Source organism: Cohnella nanjingensis (assembly GCF_014212125.1).
GTDB lineage: Bacteria > Bacillota > Bacilli > Paenibacillales > Paenibacillaceae > Cohnella > Cohnella nanjingensis.
In genome coordinates, this window is the sequence record NZ_JACJVP010000024.1 from 156,613 (window position 1) to 172,701 (window position 16,089).

General features: G+C 59.6%; 11 protein-coding genes and 1 pseudogene. 8 read left to right on the plus strand and 4 right to left on the minus strand.

The window, feature by feature from the left end:
* Nucleotides 1–26: 26 nt before the first annotated feature.
* Complete coding sequence (locus tag H7C19_RS14560; RefSeq protein ID WP_185143386.1) at nt 27–3,365, minus strand: DUF6359 domain-containing protein; 3,339 nt, start codon at nt 3,363–3,365, stop codon at nt 27–29.
* A gap of 328 nt (nt 3,366–3,693) precedes the next feature.
* Here H7C19_RS14560 and H7C19_RS14565 point away from each other — a divergent pair, with 328 nt between their 5' ends.
* From H7C19_RS14565 to H7C19_RS14595, 7 genes are all read left to right on the plus strand, one after another.
* Entirely contained in the window at nt 3,694–5,139 is a 1,446-nt protein-coding gene (locus H7C19_RS14565; RefSeq protein ID WP_185143387.1) for a PTS mannitol transporter subunit IIBC, read from the plus strand.
* Nucleotides 5,140–5,418: 279 nt separating this feature from the next.
* A complete protein-coding gene (locus H7C19_RS14570) occupies nt 5,419–7,536 on the plus strand; it encodes a BglG family transcription antiterminator (RefSeq protein ID WP_185143388.1) in 2,118 nt (705 codons plus the stop codon).
* The gene (locus H7C19_RS14575) at nt 7,484–7,918 is read left to right on the plus strand and encodes a PTS mannitol transporter subunit IIA (protein WP_185143389.1); all 435 of its coding nucleotides are present in this window, start codon (nt 7,484–7,486) and stop codon (nt 7,916–7,918) included. The genes H7C19_RS14570 and H7C19_RS14575 overlap by 53 nt, the downstream gene beginning before the upstream one ends.
* Complete coding sequence (locus H7C19_RS14580) at nt 7,915–9,138, plus strand: mannitol-1-phosphate 5-dehydrogenase (RefSeq protein ID WP_185143390.1); 1,224 nt, start codon at nt 7,915–7,917, stop codon at nt 9,136–9,138. The genes H7C19_RS14575 and H7C19_RS14580 overlap by 4 nt, the downstream gene beginning before the upstream one ends.
* A 13-nt stretch (nt 9,139–9,151) precedes the next feature.
* Nucleotides 9,152–10,882, plus strand: a complete 1,731-nt coding sequence (gene ptsP, locus H7C19_RS14585) for a phosphoenolpyruvate--protein phosphotransferase (protein WP_185143391.1) — start codon at nt 9,152–9,154, stop codon at nt 10,880–10,882.
* Nucleotides 10,879–11,139, plus strand: coding sequence for an HPr family phosphocarrier protein (locus H7C19_RS14590; protein WP_185143392.1), 261 nt, complete (start codon nt 10,879–10,881; stop codon nt 11,137–11,139). Before ptsP ends, H7C19_RS14590 begins: the two co-directional genes overlap by 4 nt.
* A gap of 231 nt (nt 11,140–11,370) precedes the next feature.
* The gene (locus H7C19_RS14595; protein WP_185143393.1) at nt 11,371–11,685 is read left to right on the plus strand and encodes an antibiotic biosynthesis monooxygenase family protein; all 315 of its coding nucleotides are present in this window, start codon (nt 11,371–11,373) and stop codon (nt 11,683–11,685) included.
* Between the two features lie 60 nt (nt 11,686–11,745).
* Here the strand turns inward: H7C19_RS14595 and H7C19_RS35870 are convergent.
* Nucleotides 11,746–11,874, minus strand: a pseudogene (locus tag H7C19_RS35870) (L-dopachrome tautomerase-related protein); the annotation flags it as partial.
* Nucleotides 11,875–11,971: 97 nt separating this feature from the next.
* Between H7C19_RS35870 and H7C19_RS14600 the strand changes: the two are divergent.
* Complete coding sequence (locus H7C19_RS14600) at nt 11,972–13,456, plus strand: protein adenylyltransferase SelO (protein WP_185143394.1); 1,485 nt, start codon at nt 11,972–11,974, stop codon at nt 13,454–13,456.
* A gap of 122 nt (nt 13,457–13,578) precedes the next feature.
* Here the strand turns inward: H7C19_RS14600 and H7C19_RS14605 are convergent, their stop codons facing one another.
* Together H7C19_RS14605 and H7C19_RS14610 are read right to left on the minus strand one after the other, a co-directional pair.
* Nucleotides 13,579–14,664: an acyltransferase gene (locus tag H7C19_RS14605; protein WP_185143395.1), complete on the minus strand. Its 1,086-nt coding sequence runs from the start codon at nt 14,662–14,664 to the stop codon at nt 13,579–13,581.
* 224 nt (nt 14,665–14,888) lie between these two features.
* Complete coding sequence (locus H7C19_RS14610) at nt 14,889–16,049, minus strand: glycosyltransferase family 4 protein (RefSeq protein ID WP_185143396.1); 1,161 nt, start codon at nt 16,047–16,049, stop codon at nt 14,889–14,891.
* Between the last annotated feature and the right edge of the window lie 40 nt (nt 16,050–16,089).

A 16,089-nucleotide genomic window follows, 5' to 3' on the forward strand; every position in this document is an offset into this window, starting at 1 on the left:
TTTGGCTGTGGAGACAGCCCCTCGCCTTACAATCCGTTTGCTTTTATATATTTCAGATCATTTAACAGGAATTCAGCGAATTTCGCATCGATCGACTTTCCGCTGTCTTTGGTTATGGCTTGAATAAGATCTTCGAACATTTTCATCTGATTTTTATCTTTATTTGCTTTCTGGATGTTCTTCACTTTGGATTGCAGGCTTTGAGCCGTGCTATGATTGGCAATCCACTTGTTGCTCTCCCCGATGGAGAGGAGGGCACCTAAGTGATTCATATCCATAACGGATGTTAACGTTAGGGTCGTGTCCGACTTGTTCCCCGCAAAGTCTTCAGCCGTAATGATAAGCGCATGGTTCCCGGCGGATAACGCAAGCGGTGAAATCTTATCGATGGATCCGATGTTTACGCCGTCTAAGGCGTAAGCAATGGCTTTCACGCCGCTCAAGTTATCCGATGCCGTGACGACCAATTTCACATTGGAATCCGTTTGATAGAATGACGTGGATCCAGCAGAGGAAACCGCCGGCGCCGTTTGATCGATCCAGATTTGGACGGTTTGGGCATCTTCGACATTGTTGGCTTTATCGATGGAGCGATACGCGATGACGTTCTTTCCTTCATTGGAGATGGACACCGGACCTTGAACGACGAGCCATTCTCCTTCGTTTAATCGATATTCGGTTCTCGCTACGCCGACGCCATTTACGTTATCCGTTGCGGTAAAAGTGAGCGTAACCGCTTGGCGATTGTAGTGGTTCTCTCCGGAGACGCCTTCCACTTGAACGGATGTCGTCGGAGCGATGGCATCCGCGAGCTCTACGGCGCCGATCGCAAGCGGTTTAAGCTGGTAGACGCCCTTAAAGATGGAGGAGATGCCTGAGATGCCGACTTGGCTTCCCGCCGGAAACGCGGATTTAAATCCGTCGAAGTTGATTCCGGTTCGACCGTCCACGCGCACGTGAGTGGCGCTTGCGCCGTTCACGACGTCGAATTCAAAGGAACCGGCAGGCGTTGCCGTGATATAGTTTTGAATCGTGACATTCTCCAGCTTCACCAGACGGCCTTGATTATCCTCGTTAAGCGCCGGTTGAACGATGGCTGCCGGCAGGCTGGCTGTCCCGATTTTCTTAAGGACAACAGGGTCTGTTAATTCCAGCTCGGTGTTAAAGGCCGTTATCTTCGCGCTGATCGAGATCTTATCGCCGGCATGATAACCCGTTGCGCTTTGGAACACGTAGATTCCGGCCGTATCGTCCTGTACATAGAATCCTTGACCGCCGAATGCTCCCGGCTCCGAAGTGATGATGCCTTCAACCGTTACGAGATTGCCTTCCGCCGCATGACGAGCGTCCGCGATGGAGATTTTCCCCGGAACCGGCGGTTGATCCGTCGGCAACGGTTCAGCAGGCACGTTGGCAATCGATACGGTTTCCGTAATTTCGTTGTTGCCGTTGACCTTCAGTCTTAAGCTAGCTTGGCCAACTGCAGACGGGTTGATCTGAACGGTTAAGTCTTTATAGGCGTGACCCGCGGCGTCGGCCGTAGCGGAGAAGCTTGCGCTATATCCGTAGCCGGTAGGCCAGGTGCCGTCCGCATTTTGGAATTTGGCTACCTGGGTTCCTCCAGCCAGGTATATACCTACGGACAGATTCGAGACGGTTTGTCCAGGCAAGAGGTTGTCCGCCGTTACGCGAATTTGGAACTGCTCCGCGTTCGGCAGCGTGCTCTGGCGGACGAATTTATATTGCCCTTGAACCGGGGGCTGCTGCGTGGATCCATAAGAACCCGATCTAAAAGTAGAAGGGTCGTACCACTTGTAACCGGCATTCGGCGGGGCCCAAGGTTCCGGCTGAGGCTCCGTCGACAGAGCAGGCGTTTCGCTGGCGAGCAGTTGGGTCGGTTGATCCAATTGAAGCCCTGCTACTTGATTCAGGCTGGTGTAGCTTTCATGATTCGCTAACCATTCGACGGTATGCACCAGGAAAGTGGCATCATCGGCTTCGCCTTTGAACCCGTCATAGGTTGTCTTCTTCGCACCCGTATCTTCTCGCAAATATTTCGGCGTTGCGTCTTCTACCGGAGAGGAGTCGCCGATAAAGGCTGCTTTCCCCGCACCCAGTTTGGATACGGCCGCGAACGGACCCTCCGCACGGCCTCCGCCGCTGTAAATGCCGCTGTCTACGGCATTCGCCCAGGCAGGAACGTTCGTTGGAACATAGACGAGTCCTTTTGCTTTGGTCGGATCCATGATCGCAAGCGTGGAACCTGCATGCATCGCTACGGAGCCGACCCCTGCGGTAATTCCGAACGATTGGTCCGGCTTTACTACGTCAGTCAAGTTATCGACATCGCCAAGCGCGTTGTAGCGGAAGCGGACGCCGAAGTTTTGACCCAACCAATCCGAGCTTTGCAAGCCTTGCATCGCCGGGGATGCCGCTTCTTCGGCCGACATTCCTTTGGCCGGATTGTCCCATGCGCCGCGACGGTAACCGTTAAATACCTCCGAAGCATCCCAACGGTTTTTATTGCGGTCCGCGTTGTAATGATCGGAGATAAAGAAGATGCTTCCGCCTTCTTTCGTGTATTGAAGCATCGCATCTTGTTCGGATTTCTTAAAGGGAATATTTGCTTCTCCGATAATGAAAACGTCGTAATTTTTTAGTTTGTCGTAGGTGACGGCTTGCTCGCCAAACGTATACGGGATCGGGCGGTCAAGCGACTCTACGGTAAAGCCGTCAGCTTTTAGTCCGTCGGCGAAATCGGAGAATCCGCCGTCAATGACCCAGTCGGCCGCGCCGGCCGTTTGGGCATGCGTGTTGTCGAAGAGGACCTTCTTGCCAGTTCCATTCGGCAGCGGAGGGACTGGAACTGTTGGATCTGTTGGATCTGTTGGGTTTGTTGGATCTGTTGGATCTGGAGGAGTAGAGTCATCAACAATAGCAAGGGCGGTAGGCGACTTTAATCCCGGAAAATTATTGTAAGCGGCTAAAGCACCTGTTACTTTTACTTTTTTCCCGATGATACTAGGATTGGTTTGAAGTCCGAATTGCGAGCGATAAGCCGTTGAAAGTTGGACGTCCAGTAATTTTGCTTTGTCGCGTTCACCCGAAGCATCCCCGATTAAGAGGTTTAGATCATTGGAGAATGGGGCTTGAAAGTTGGCCGTTAAAGAACCGGTTGCATGCCCGACGATATACCCTTCCACCGTGCCGGTCCCGCTGTTATTGGCAATAGCCTCTGCGACGGTCAGCGAACCGTCGGCATTAGCAGCCGACGCCTTGCTTGGCGAATAACCGAAAAAGTTCGATAACACCAAGAGCGCGGCTAGTGCTGTCCATGTGAGCTTCTGAACGAAACTTGATCTCATATTCTACTTTCCTCCTCTATTGAAGTTTAGCTTAGAATAACTCGCTAAGATTTGATATGAACGCAAATGTTGTTAAGCGGGTATAAAAGTTGCAGGTATGATTAAACGATCCGTCGGGAAAATTAGAGTATGGCCTATTGCCGTTCCAGCATAAAAAATGCCTGTTTATTTTTCCATGAATATCACAACAATAAATCCTGTCAACAGCTTTGATGACGAAAGCTGGTTTTCCTTTCGTTGATCCTGCAAGCGCTTTCTCGGTATGATAGATCCAGATCACAATCTTACTCACACCGCAGTGTGAACACGATAGAGGAGGAGGTTGCACATGAGTCAAGCGGAGCAAGCGCTTCCGGCTCCAGAGGGCCGCATCAAAGTCGCGATTCAACGCTTCGGCCGGTTTCTGAGCGGCATGGTCATGCCGAACATCGGAGCGTTTATCGCATGGGGGCTGATTACGGCTCTGTTTATTCCTACGGGGTGGATCCCGAACGAGACGCTGGCCAAACTGGTCGGCCCGATGATCACGTATCTGCTGCCGCTGCTGATCGGCTACACCGGCGGGCAGATGGTGCACGGCACGAGGGGCGGGGTCATCGGCGCCACCGCCACGATGGGCGTCATCGTCGGCAGCGACATCCCGATGTTCCTCGGCGCCATGATCATGGGTCCATTGGCTGCCGTCATTCTGAAGCGGTTCGACCGGCTCATCGACGGCAAGATCCGCTCCGGCTTCGAGATGCTGGTGAACAACTTCTCGTCCGGCATCATCGGCGGATTGCTAGCGATCGCGGCGTTCAAGGGCATCGGCCCGGTCGTCGAAGCGATCAGCCGAGGGCTGGCGAACGGCGTCGAGTTCCTCGTGAACAACCACCTGATCCCACTCGCGAACATCCTGATCGAACCGGGCAAGGTGCTGTTCCTGAACAACGCCATCAACCACGGCGTGCTCGGCCCGATCGCCCTCGAACAGGCGTCCCAGACCGGCAAGTCGCTGTTGTTCATGCTGGAGTCGAACCCCGGTCCGGGCCTTGGTATCCTGCTCGCCTACTGGGTGTTCGGCCGGGGCATGGTCAAGCAATCCGCGCCGGGCGCCGTCATCATTCATTTCCTGGGCGGTATTCATGAGATCTACTTCCCGTATATCCTGATGAATCCGCGCCTCATTCTGGCCGCGATCTCGGGGGGCATCGTCGGTACGCTCACGTTCTCGACGTTCGGAGCGGGACTGGTGGCCACGCCTTCGCCGGGCAGCATCTTCGCCTTTATGGCCATGGCGCCCAAGGGCGGCCTGCTTCCCGTCCTGAGCGGCGTGCTCACGGCGGCGATAGCTTCCTTCCTCGTGGCTTCGGTCCTGCTGAAGACGGGCAAGCAAACGCAAGAAGGCGACCTCGAGGCGGCGTCCGAGAAGATGAAGGAGATGAAGGCGCAGTCCAAAGGCCAACCCGTTCCGGCGGCAAGCGCGGCGGCAGCGACCGTCGTGAAGGCCAACGCCGACGTGAACAAGATCGTATTCGCCTGCGACGCCGGAATGGGGTCGAGCGCGATGGGCGCCTCCATCTTGAGGAAGAAGCTGAACAAAGCGCAGATTCCGGTCACCGTCACGAATACGGCCATCAGCGACATCCCGTCCGATGCGGACATTATCGTCACCCATAAAACGTTAACGGATCGCGCAAAATTAAAAGCGCCGGACGCCGAGCACATCTCCATCGACGACTTCCTCAAAGCGAGGGAGTACGACGAGCTCGTCGAACGGCTGAGTCGCGATTGATACGGAATAGAGGAGCTGGAGGGCGCAGCGCTGACGGATTCGACGTCGGCGTTGTGTCCATTTCTCGGCGTATCCGTAAGGATAAGCTTCTCCTATCCTTTGCCGGTCCGTCTCCGATAAAAACGTGTCGCCGCTGGAAAGGCGGCAAAGCCGTCTTTACTTGGTCATACAGAATGTATAGATTTTATGCCTATTCATCTCTGTATGACCTCCGATAAAAACGTGTCGCCGCTAGAAAGGCGGCAAAGCCGTCTTTACTTGGAAGGGGAAATGTCGGCCATGATCGTCTCCAATCGGCAGCGCCGCCTATTGGAAGTGCTGCTCAAGCGGCAAGGGGAAGTGACCGCCGGAGAGATCGCGGAAGAGCTCCAGATCAGCACGAGAACCGTTCATCGGGAGATTCAGGAGCTGGAGCCCATCCTGCACGAGAACCGGCTGTCTCTCGTCAAGAAGTCCGGCATCGGCATCTCCATCCATGGCAAGGAAGAGGATGTGGCGCGGTTCAAGCGGCTGCTCGGCGCCTCCGTCTCCGCCAACTACTCGTCGGAGGAGCGCAAGACGCTCATCCTCTGCCGGCTGCTGGAGGAAGCCGAGCCGGTCAAGCTCTACGCGCTCGCGCATACGCTGCATGCGGCGATCCCGACGATCGCCCGGGATCTGGACGAGATGGAGCCGCAGCTGCGCAAGAACGGGCTGGAGTTGGTCCGCAGAAGAGGGTACGGGGTGGAGATCGCCGGCGAGGAGTCCGCGAAGCGCAGTCTGATCGCCATGATGGCCCAGACGTATCTAGACGAATCGGATCTGTTCGGAGCTTCGCCGGAAGCGCCGTCTGCGGGCCCCGTCACCGCCCAACTGCTCCGTATGGCCGGCAAAAAACATATTTTGGACATCGAGCAGCTGCTGTGGAAGATCGAGGAGGGCTGGCCGAACCGCCTGTCGGACACCGCCTACACCCGGCTGTTGATCCGTCTCTCCGTGGCGTTCGCGCGGATGCGGGCGCAGCATTGGATCGCGCCCTCCGAAGAGACGGGCGTCCAAGCGGGGTCGCCGTCGCCGAAGCTCGAACGGTTCGCGCAGGCGTTCGGCATCGATTGGCCGGATGCCGAGAAGGCCTATGTGCAGCGGCTGATCGACGAAGTGAAGGAGGCCGCGCCGCCGCCTTCCGCTACGCCTCTGGAGATGTATGGAGTGACGCTGGCGGAGTCGGCGGTCGATCTGATTCGGGCGGTGGGGAAGCGGATCGACGTTTCCTTCGACAAGGACCGTTCGCTGCTGGACGGACTCGTCCGGCATCTGGGACCGGCGCTGGAGCGGCTGCGCGAAGGGGAAGCGATCCGCAATCCGCTGCTTCCGCAGATTCGCAAAGATTACGCGCCGCTGTTCGCCGCGGTCCGGTCCGGCACGGACGAGGCGCTGCGGGACATCGAAGTCCCCGACGAGGAGATCGGCTACTTGGTGATGCACTTCGGCGCCGCCATGGAACGGTGGAAGATGTTCCCGAGAAGCGTGCGCGCCCTGCTCGTATGCACGAGCGGCATCGGCTCCTCCAAGCTGCTCGCGGTCCGCATCAACAAGGAGATTCCGCAGATCGACCTGATCGGGAACTATTCTTGGTACGAGGCCGCGCGGATTCCGCAAGACCGTTACGATCTGATCGTCTCGACGGTTGATCTACCGGTGGAGCCGGGCCGCTACATCAAGCTCAGTCCGCTGCTGACGAGCGAAGAGGCGGAGAAGCTGCGGGCCTACATCCGCAAGCTCGCCGCCGCCCCGCCGCCGCCCGCGGCCGGGCCGAAGGACGAGGCGGGGCCGCTCGAGCGGCTGCGGCGGATGAGCGCGTACACGTCGGAGATCGTGCAGGTGCTCGATCCGTTCGAGGTGTATCCCTTGGAGCTCGGCGACCGAAGCCGGGATCTGCGGGCCGTCCTGACGGCCGTGCTGGCGGAGGTGTCGCCGAAGGGGAACCTGGAGAACGAGGAACGGCTGGTCGAGCAGCTGATCGAGCGGGAGCGTCACGGCAGTCAGCTCATAACGGATACGAAGCTGGTGCTGTTTCATACGAGGAGCGAATGGGTACGCAAGCCTGTCTTGTCCTTGTTTCGTCTGGATCCGCCGCTCTTCCTGGGGGCGGAAGGCAAGGACGAGGTACGGCAGATTCTGTTGATGCTGGCGCCCCGGCAGCTGGACCGTCCCGGTCTGGAGGTGCTGAGCGAGATCAGCGCCATGCTGCTGCAGCCGGAGATGATCCGGCTGTTGGAGGAGGCCGACGCGGATGCGATCAAAGCCTTTATCTCGCGGGAGCTGGAGAGTTTTATGAGGACATTAGAGAATGGAGAGAATGAATATGAGCATCTTGTCCAGAGAAAAAGTGAAGCTGAACGTCCAAGTAAAGGATAAATACGAAGCGATCCGGCTGGCCGGCCAGCTGCTTGTCGACGCGGGGCACGTGCCCGAAGCTTATGTCGACAAAATGATCGAGCGGGAGGGCGTCTCCTCCACCTACATCGGCGGGGGATTGGCGATGCCGCACGGCACGAACGACGCCAAGCCGCTGATCCGCTCCACCGGGATGTCCGTGCTGGTCGTGCCCGAAGGCGTCGACTTCGGCGAGGAGCGGGCAAACCTCGTCATCGGACTCGCAGCGGTGGGCGAGGAGCATCTGGACGTGCTGTCCAGCGTCGCCGTTCTCGTAGCGGAGGAAGACGACATGCAGCGCATCCTTCAGGCCTCTTCCGAAGAGGAGCTTATCGCGATCTTCGAAGAAGGGATGGAACTATGAAGGCGGTCCATTTCGGCGCCGGCAACATCGGTCTCGGCTTTATTGGCCTGCTGCTGTCCCGGGCGGGCTATGAGCTCCGATTCGTCGACGTGAGCGAGGAGCGGGTGTCCCTGCTGAACGAGCGCGGAGCTTATCGGGTGACGCTGGCGAACGAGGAAGCGGAGACGACGACCGTCAGCGGCGTATCGGCGATCCACGGCCGGGAGACGGAGCGCGTCGCGCGGGCGATCGCCGAAGCCGATCTGGTGACGACGGCGGTCGGCCTGACGGCGCTGCCCTATATCGCCGAGAGCATCGCGAAGGGGATCGAGCTGCGGCTGGGGGGAGCATCGGGCGCGGGAGCGGCCGGGGTCGCCCCGCTGGCGGTCATCGCCTGCGAGAATGCGATCGGCGGCAGCACGGCGCTGAAGCAGCACGTGTACGGTTATCTGTCCCCGGCGCTTCAAGAGCGGGCGGCCGGGCGGATCGCGTTCCCCGACGCGGCGGTGGACCGGATCGTGCCGCTTCAGCAGCACGAAGACCCGCTGCAGGTGACGGTCGAGCCGTTCTATGAATGGGTGGTCGACCGCTCTGCCCTGCCGGAAGGTTATCCGCTCCTGGACGGCGTTCATTATGTCGACCGGCTCGGGCCTTATATCGAGCGCAAGCTATTCACGGTCAATACGGGGCATTGCAGCGCCGCCTATCACGGATATTTGAAAGGATACGCCACCATTCAGGAGGCGATGCGGGACGAGGAGATCGTCGCACTAGTTCGCGGGGTACTGGGAGAGACGGGTGCGGTACTTGTCCGCCAATACGGCTTCGACGAGACGGAGCACGGCCATTATATCGATCAAATCATCGAACGCTTCCGCAACCCTTATCTGACCGACGAAGTCGTGCGCGTCGGCCGGTCTCCGATCCGCAAGCTGGCGGCGAACGACCGGCTCGTCCGGCCGGCGATGCTGGCGCAGGAGCTCGGCATCGGCACGGCCGGCTTGACCGGCGCGATGGCCGCCGCGCTGCGGTTCGACTATGCGGACGACCCGGAGGCGGCCGAGCTTCAGCGGTCGCTGCGGGAGCAAGGGCTCAGCGAGACGCTGGTTCGCTATACGGGCATCCCGGCCGGCCATCCGCTGCACGACGCCGTGACCCTCGCCTATGAGGCGCTCGGTCGGCTGCACCCCGAGACGGGCGCCTCTGCGCTGCCGCACAAGCCGGAACGTCACGATGCGTAAGGAGGGAGAACGCATGACTCGGAAGATTGAAGGAATTGCCGCTTCTTCGGGAATCGCGATCGCCCGCGCGGTCGTCCTGAACGCGGAGACGTATGTGCCGGTCAGGAGCCCGGCGGAGGAGCCGGAGCGGGAAGTCGAGCGGTTCCGCGCTGCGGTTCGTCAAGCGCAGGGCGAGATCGAGCGCATCCGGGCATCCGTGGAGGAGAAGCTGGGCGCTGAGAAAGCCGCGATCTTCGAAGGGCATCTGCTCATCCTGGAGGACCCCGATCTGATCGAGACGGTCGAGGGGCAGATTCGGGAGGAGGCGGTGAACGCCGAATACGCGCTGCACGAGGTGGCGCAGACGTTCATCGAGGCGCTCGGCCAGCTCGAAGACGAGGCGCTGCGGGAACGCGCCGCCGACGTGCGCGACGTTAGCGGGCGTATTCTAAACGCGCTGCGGGGCGTTCAAGGCGGCGATCTGTCGCAGCTCGCCGAAGAATGCGTCGTCGTGGCGTCCGACCTGACGCCGTCCGATACGGCGCAATTGAATCTGGCAGTCGTGCGGGGCTTCGTCACCGAGATCGGTAGCCGCACGTCCCATTCGGCGATTATGGCCCGTTCCCTGGACGTTCCCGCGATCGTGGGCGCCGGGGCCGGCGTCCGCGGCATTCCTGCCGGCGCCATCCTCGTGATGGATGCGACCGAAGGGGTGCTGCTGGTCGATCCGAGCCCGGAAGAGCTGGCTGCGTATACGGAGAAGAAGGCCCAGTACGACCGGCGCCAAGCCGAGCTAAGGCAGTGGGCGAAGCGGGCTTCGGTATCGTCCGACGGGCACCGGGTCGAGATCGCGGCCAACATCGGCAAGCTGGAGGACGTCCAGAAAGCGCTCGACAACGGCGCCGAAGCGATCGGGCTGTTCCGCACGGAGTTCCTCTACATGGGACGCAGCGAGCTGCCGACCGAAGAGGAGCAGTTCCAGAGCTACAAGTACGTCCTGGAGAAAATGGCGGGCAAGCCGGTCGTCATCCGGACGCTCGACATCGGTGGGGACAAGGAGCTTCCTTACCTGGATCTGCCGAAGGAGAGCAATCCGTTCCTCGGCCAGCGGGCGCTGCGCCTCTGCCTGGAGCGGCAGGACGTCTTCCGCGCCCAGCTTCGCGCGCTGCTGCGGGCTAGCCGTTACGGGAACCTGAAGATCATGTTCCCGATGATCGCCGTGCTGGAGGAGCTGCTGGAGGCCAAGCGGATTCTCGAAGAAGAGAAGACGCAGCTCGTCGCTTCCGGCGTCGAAGTATCGGAGACCATCGAAGTCGGCATGATGATCGAAGTGCCATCGGCGGCCGTGTCGGCGGATCTGTTCGCGAAGGAAGCGGACTTTTTCAGCATCGGCACGAACGATCTGATTCAATATACGATGGCCGCCGACCGGATGAACGAGACGGTGTCCTATCTGTATCAGCCATGCCACCCGTCCATTCTGCGCCTCATCCGCCACGTCATCGACGCGGCGCGCGCGGAGGGCAAGTGGGTCGGCGTGTGCGGCGAGATGGCGGGCGACCTGACGGCGATCCCGCTGCTGCTCGGTCTCGGCTTGCACGAATTCAGCATGAGCGCGGGCTCGATCCTCCCGGCGCGCGAGCGCATCGGCTCGCTGTCGCATGGCGACTGGCAGTCGCTGTCCCGGCAGGCGCTGTCGCTGCGCGGCCACCGGGAAGTTCAGAGCTTCGTACAGCAACAGTTGGAAGGGGGAATTCACGCATGATTACGCAATCTTTCACGGTCACGAGCCCGACGGGCCTCCACGTCCGCCCGATCAAGACATTCGTCGAGGCGGCGGGCAAGTTCCCCTGCAAGATCAGCGTGCTGAGCAAGGGCAAGAAGGTCAACGGCAAGAGCTCGCTCAGCATGCTCACCCTCGGCGTCGCCGCTCACGATGAAGTGACGCTGGAGATCGACGGCGAAGGGGAGCAGGAAGCGATGAAGACGCTGGGCGAGATTCTCCTTCGGATTCACGAATAAAGGCACCTTCATCTCTTAGTGTAAGAAGATCAAGAGCCCGGCAGCGTATGCCGGGCTCTTGGCGTTGGACCCGCGCGGATAGAGCGGGCAAGCGCAGTTTCTCGAACGAGATTGACAGATAATATCCGGCACTTTGCGGACTAAGACTGCTTTGCTTTCATGGCCGCGACGAATTCGAGCACCTTCTTCGCCGCCGGAGAAGCGTTCTTGTATGAGAGGAGCGGGGCTGTCATGGAACTGGGGACGAACGGATCGTATTACGCGGTAATCTTCACGAGCCAACGCACGGAGGGAGATCAAGGCTACGGCAGCATGGCCGACCGGATGGAGCAGTTGGCGGGCGAGCAGCCGGGCTTCCTGGGCGTGGAGAGCGTCAGGGACGCTTCGGGCGCCGGCATCACCGTCTCCTACTGGGATAGCCTCGAGGCGATCACCAACTGGAAGCAGAATCAAGCCCATCTAGCGGCGCAAGACAAGGGCAAGCAGGTCTGGTACGAGAGCTACAAGGTCCGGATCTGCAAGGTCGAGCGAGAGTACGCCTACTGACAAATAGTCCTATTTGCTTTCCGCGTCAAAGGCAGCACATGATCGTCAATCGGCGTCGTCATGGAACGTGTTGGTGGAGGGGGGATAGAAGCCGACGCCCTTGCCTTCCAGCATTGTGTAGAAGACATTCCCCCGATTGTCCGCATGCATCCCGTCGGTGGTCGTGCGTTTGCTGCCGATAGCCCGTACATCCGTCCGGGATTCGCCTCTCCAATGCCAAGAAAGGGTATAATAGACGGATATAAGCCAACCCTAAAGAGGCTGCTGGGTGGTGGAGGAGGATAAGATGACAGAGAAGGAAGCAAGCGTAGAGGCCGGATGGCATTTCGATAACAGCTACGCCCGTCTGCCGGCGATCTTGTACACTAGGCTCGAACCGACCCCCGTGCGTTCGCCGGAGCTCGGCGTTCTGAATGAGGCGTTGGCCGCCTCCCTCGGGTTGAACGTCCAAGCGCTGCGGCGCGACGAAGGCGTAGAGGCGCTCGCCGGCAACCGGATTCCCGAGGGAGCCGAGCCGCTGGCCCAAGCTTATGCCGGGCATCAATTCGGGTATCTCAACCTGCTCGGGGATGGCCGGGCGGTGCTGCTCGGCGAGCACATCGCTCTCCAAGGGGAGCGGGTCGATATTCAGCTGAAGGGTTCGGGCGTCACGCCGTACTCCCGCCAAGGCGACGGGCGGGCGGCGCTTGGACCGATGCTGCGCGAATACATCATCAGCGAAGCCATGCATGCGCTGGGGATCCCGACCACCCGCAGCCTGGCGGTCGTGACGACAGGGGAGTCCATCTACCGCGAGACCGAGCTCCCGGGCGCCGTTCTGACCCGCGTGGCGGCCAGCCATCTTCGCGTCGGCACCTTTCAATACGCGGCCAACTGGGGCACGGTCCAGGATCTTCGCGCCCTGGCCGATTACACCTTGGAGAGACATTATCCGGAAGCGGCGGCCACGGAGGCCGGCGGGAACCGCTATCTGCTCCTCCTTAGGGAAGCGATCCAGCGTCAGGCCGCGCTGATCGCCCAGTGGCAGCTCGTCGGCTTCATTCACGGCGTGATGAACACCGACAACATGGCGCTGAGCGGAGAGACGATCGATTACGGTCCTTGCGCCTTCATGGATACCTATGACCCCGCGACGGTATTCAGCTCCATCGACAGGCAGGGCCGCTATGCCTATGGCAATCAGCCGCCTATCGCCGCATGGAATCTCGCGAGATTCGCCGAGAGCCTCCTGCCGCTGCTGCATGACGACGAAGAAGTTGCCGTCCGGCAGGCCGAGGACGCGCTGTCGGGGTTCGCCGAGCAGTATCGCCGCCATTGGCTCGCGGGGATGAGGCATAAGCTGGGTATCTTTAACGAAGAGCCGCAGGACGAATCCCTCATCGAGGACCTTCTCCAGATGATGCAGAAGCATGGGGCGGACTACACCAATACGTTCCGCGCGCTTACCCTGGAGAAGCCGGAGGATACGGTCCTGCAGGGCACCGCCGAATTTGCCCGGTGGCACGAGCTGTGGCAGGCCAGACTGGGCAGGCAGGAGGAGACCCCATCCGCCTCGCTTCAGTTGATGCGCAGCCGCAACCCCGCGGTCATCCCGCGCAACCACCGGGTCGAAGAGGCGCTGGAAGCCGCGGTGAACGAAGGCGACTACAGCGTGATGGAGAGACTGCTCGAGGCGCTGTCGCGTCCCTACGCGTACGCTCCCGAACAGGATCCTTACGCCGCGCCGCCTGCGCGATCCGGCCGCCCTTATCGAACGTTCTGCGGCACCTGATCCAGGAAGGGCTCCAACTAGCCAGGATAACCTCGCCCGCCTTTGCCGACCGGAGCCGGATCGGCGCCTCGGCGTCCTCAGGGATCGCCGAGGCTTATCGCTGTCGCCGCCACTGAGCGATATCAAGCGCCTTCGCGAGGCTTTATCTTAGCGGGACTTATCCGTAGGGAGATCCCGCACAACCGCACCGCGACCACGGCTAAGACGATCGATACGAGACAAACGGCGACGTAATGCAGGAGGCTATTCGTGATCAACAGAGCCTCCAGATGTACGGTCTCTGCCGCTCCCCGAACCAGCACGATGGCGATCGGATGCAGGATATAGATCCAGACGCGCCATTCCCGGAAAGTCCTGCCCGATCGTCCCTTCCACTGCAGCGCCCATCGGAACAGGAAGTAAGCAGCCGGCAGCGCGAATATGTACATGCTGTCATGCCTGGGCATCCCTGCTAGGTTCAGGAGCATGCCTTCGGTCAGCATCAGGGCGAGCGAGACCAAGAACAAGCCGGCATTCGCGAGCGGTCTTCGCTCCGGCTGCGGCCGCTTGGCGGCCCAAGCCCCCAATGCCAGATAGATCGGCGCGTAGAACAACCCGTTGCGCGTGTAATCGAACGCCTTGAACAGGCCTGCGTACAATTGCGAGAAGGCTTCGTTGGCCTTGAACAGGCCATAGTAGCTATCGCCTAGCAGGCCTACGACGTACAGGAGACCCGCCGCGGCCAGCATCGCCGGCAGAGGCAGGGTCCGATACAGCCATGTCGTCAGCAGGATCCCGATCAGCAGTGCGGGCAGATACCACAAGTGATAGAAAGTGCCGTCGAACACGAGATCCTTCATCAGCGAATATGCGCTGAAATCTTCGGTAAAGTAACCTGTATAGAGGTTAAGCGGAACGTACAGCAGCAGGGCGACGGCGTACAGCTTCCCGATTTTTCGCAGATAGCCGTACATCGCCTCCCGATCCACGCGAGGATCGCCATTCAGCTTGCGGAAATAGAAGAATCCGGATGTCATGAAGAAGATCGGAACGGCAATCCGGCTCAGGATACCGCTCAGCAGAAAGTCGGCATCGGGGCTGACGGAAGTCAGCGGACTCGTATGGTTGGCGACCACCAACAGCGCCGCGATCAGCTTCAACCAGTCCAGGCCGCCGTAATTCGCTCTCTTGCCTGGTGAATCTACCCTATCCATCTCGTTTGCCTTCACCGTGTATCCCCCTGCGCCGTCTCGTTGTCTATTAACTGTAATCCTCAGTCATAAAGACTCTTATAATTCATTTTTAAATTAGACTTAAGACTCCTTAAGATAAATAAAGGCAAAAGAAAAGACCGGGCAGAGCAGCCCGGTCCATGAAGGGTCTCTATCGCAACGCGACATCCGGCCAGCGGCATGCCGTTCAGGAACGCGAGATGGGCGTGGCGGACGCATCGTCACGATCCATCCTTTTTACGGAAGCCGCTTGCCCTACCTTCCGCCATCACTTTCTCCAACGCTTTCCTCATCTCTCGTCCCGCATGTCCCCAGCTCAGTCGGAGCGCATCCTGTCGGGCACGCTTTCCCTTGCTCCTGCATAGCCCGGGGTGAAGATAGGCCTTGCGCAGTTGCGCCTTAAGCCCGGCAAGATCGACTTCCGCCCATTGCTGTCCGGGCCCGGCGAATAGAGAACGGAAGGACTTGGAGATGGCGGATCTCTTCTTCATGCTGGAAGAGGGGCTCTGCAGCCGGTAAGGAACAAGGAACGAATTGGCGGATGTCAAGAAGTCCATCTGACCTCCCCAAGAGGTAGCGATCACCGGTATTCCGCTCGCCATCGCCTCCATATAGGGCATTCCTACCCCTTCGCCGCGTGTAGGCAAGACGAAGACATCGCCCAAAGTATAGAGCCCTTTGAGCGCCTTGCTGCCCATGTATCCGGTCAGAACGACATACGGAGCCGGTCGGTGGGGAATGCGGAGCGATGCCCGATAGCGCTCGATCCGCCGGCGAATCCAGGCTCCATTCTCCCGAGCGCTATACCCGTTCGTCTTGATGACCAGCAAGACGCGATCCTTGTGCGAGAACGCCTCCCAGTAGGCGCGCAGCAGCGCCTCGGGGTTTTTGCGGTGCTGAAATCCGAAAACGGAGACAAACACGAATTTCCCGGCAGCGCTCGGCAGCCGATATGGCGGATTGGACGGGGAAAAGGCCTTCGTGTCGACCCCGTGCGGAACGATATGGATAGGGACTCGGACCCCGCTCTTCCGCAAGGCTCTATAGTTATGCCGGGTTGGAACGAATACCCCGTTATATTGGTTAATCGCCGTCTTCCAACTCCGGGGGATCTGCGTGGTCTCCCATACCGTATTCAGGATAATGCGATCATAGCGTCTTCTTTCTCTTATGACCTGAAGCGTATGGGGAGGGTAGTGGTAGATGAGCACTCGCTTCGGTTCGCGCTTTCCGGACGGATTGCGCGCGGCTTCCCTGAACGATGCTGTCGTAACGGGGACGCCTTGTCTGCGCAACGCCTTTACATACTCTCGGCTGGAGTTGCCGAGACCGCCTTTACGTTGGATTGGGCCGCGCCAATGCACGCGATAGGGGGGCGCCATCGTTTCAACTCCATGAAATTCAAATGGTGCCAACAGAATA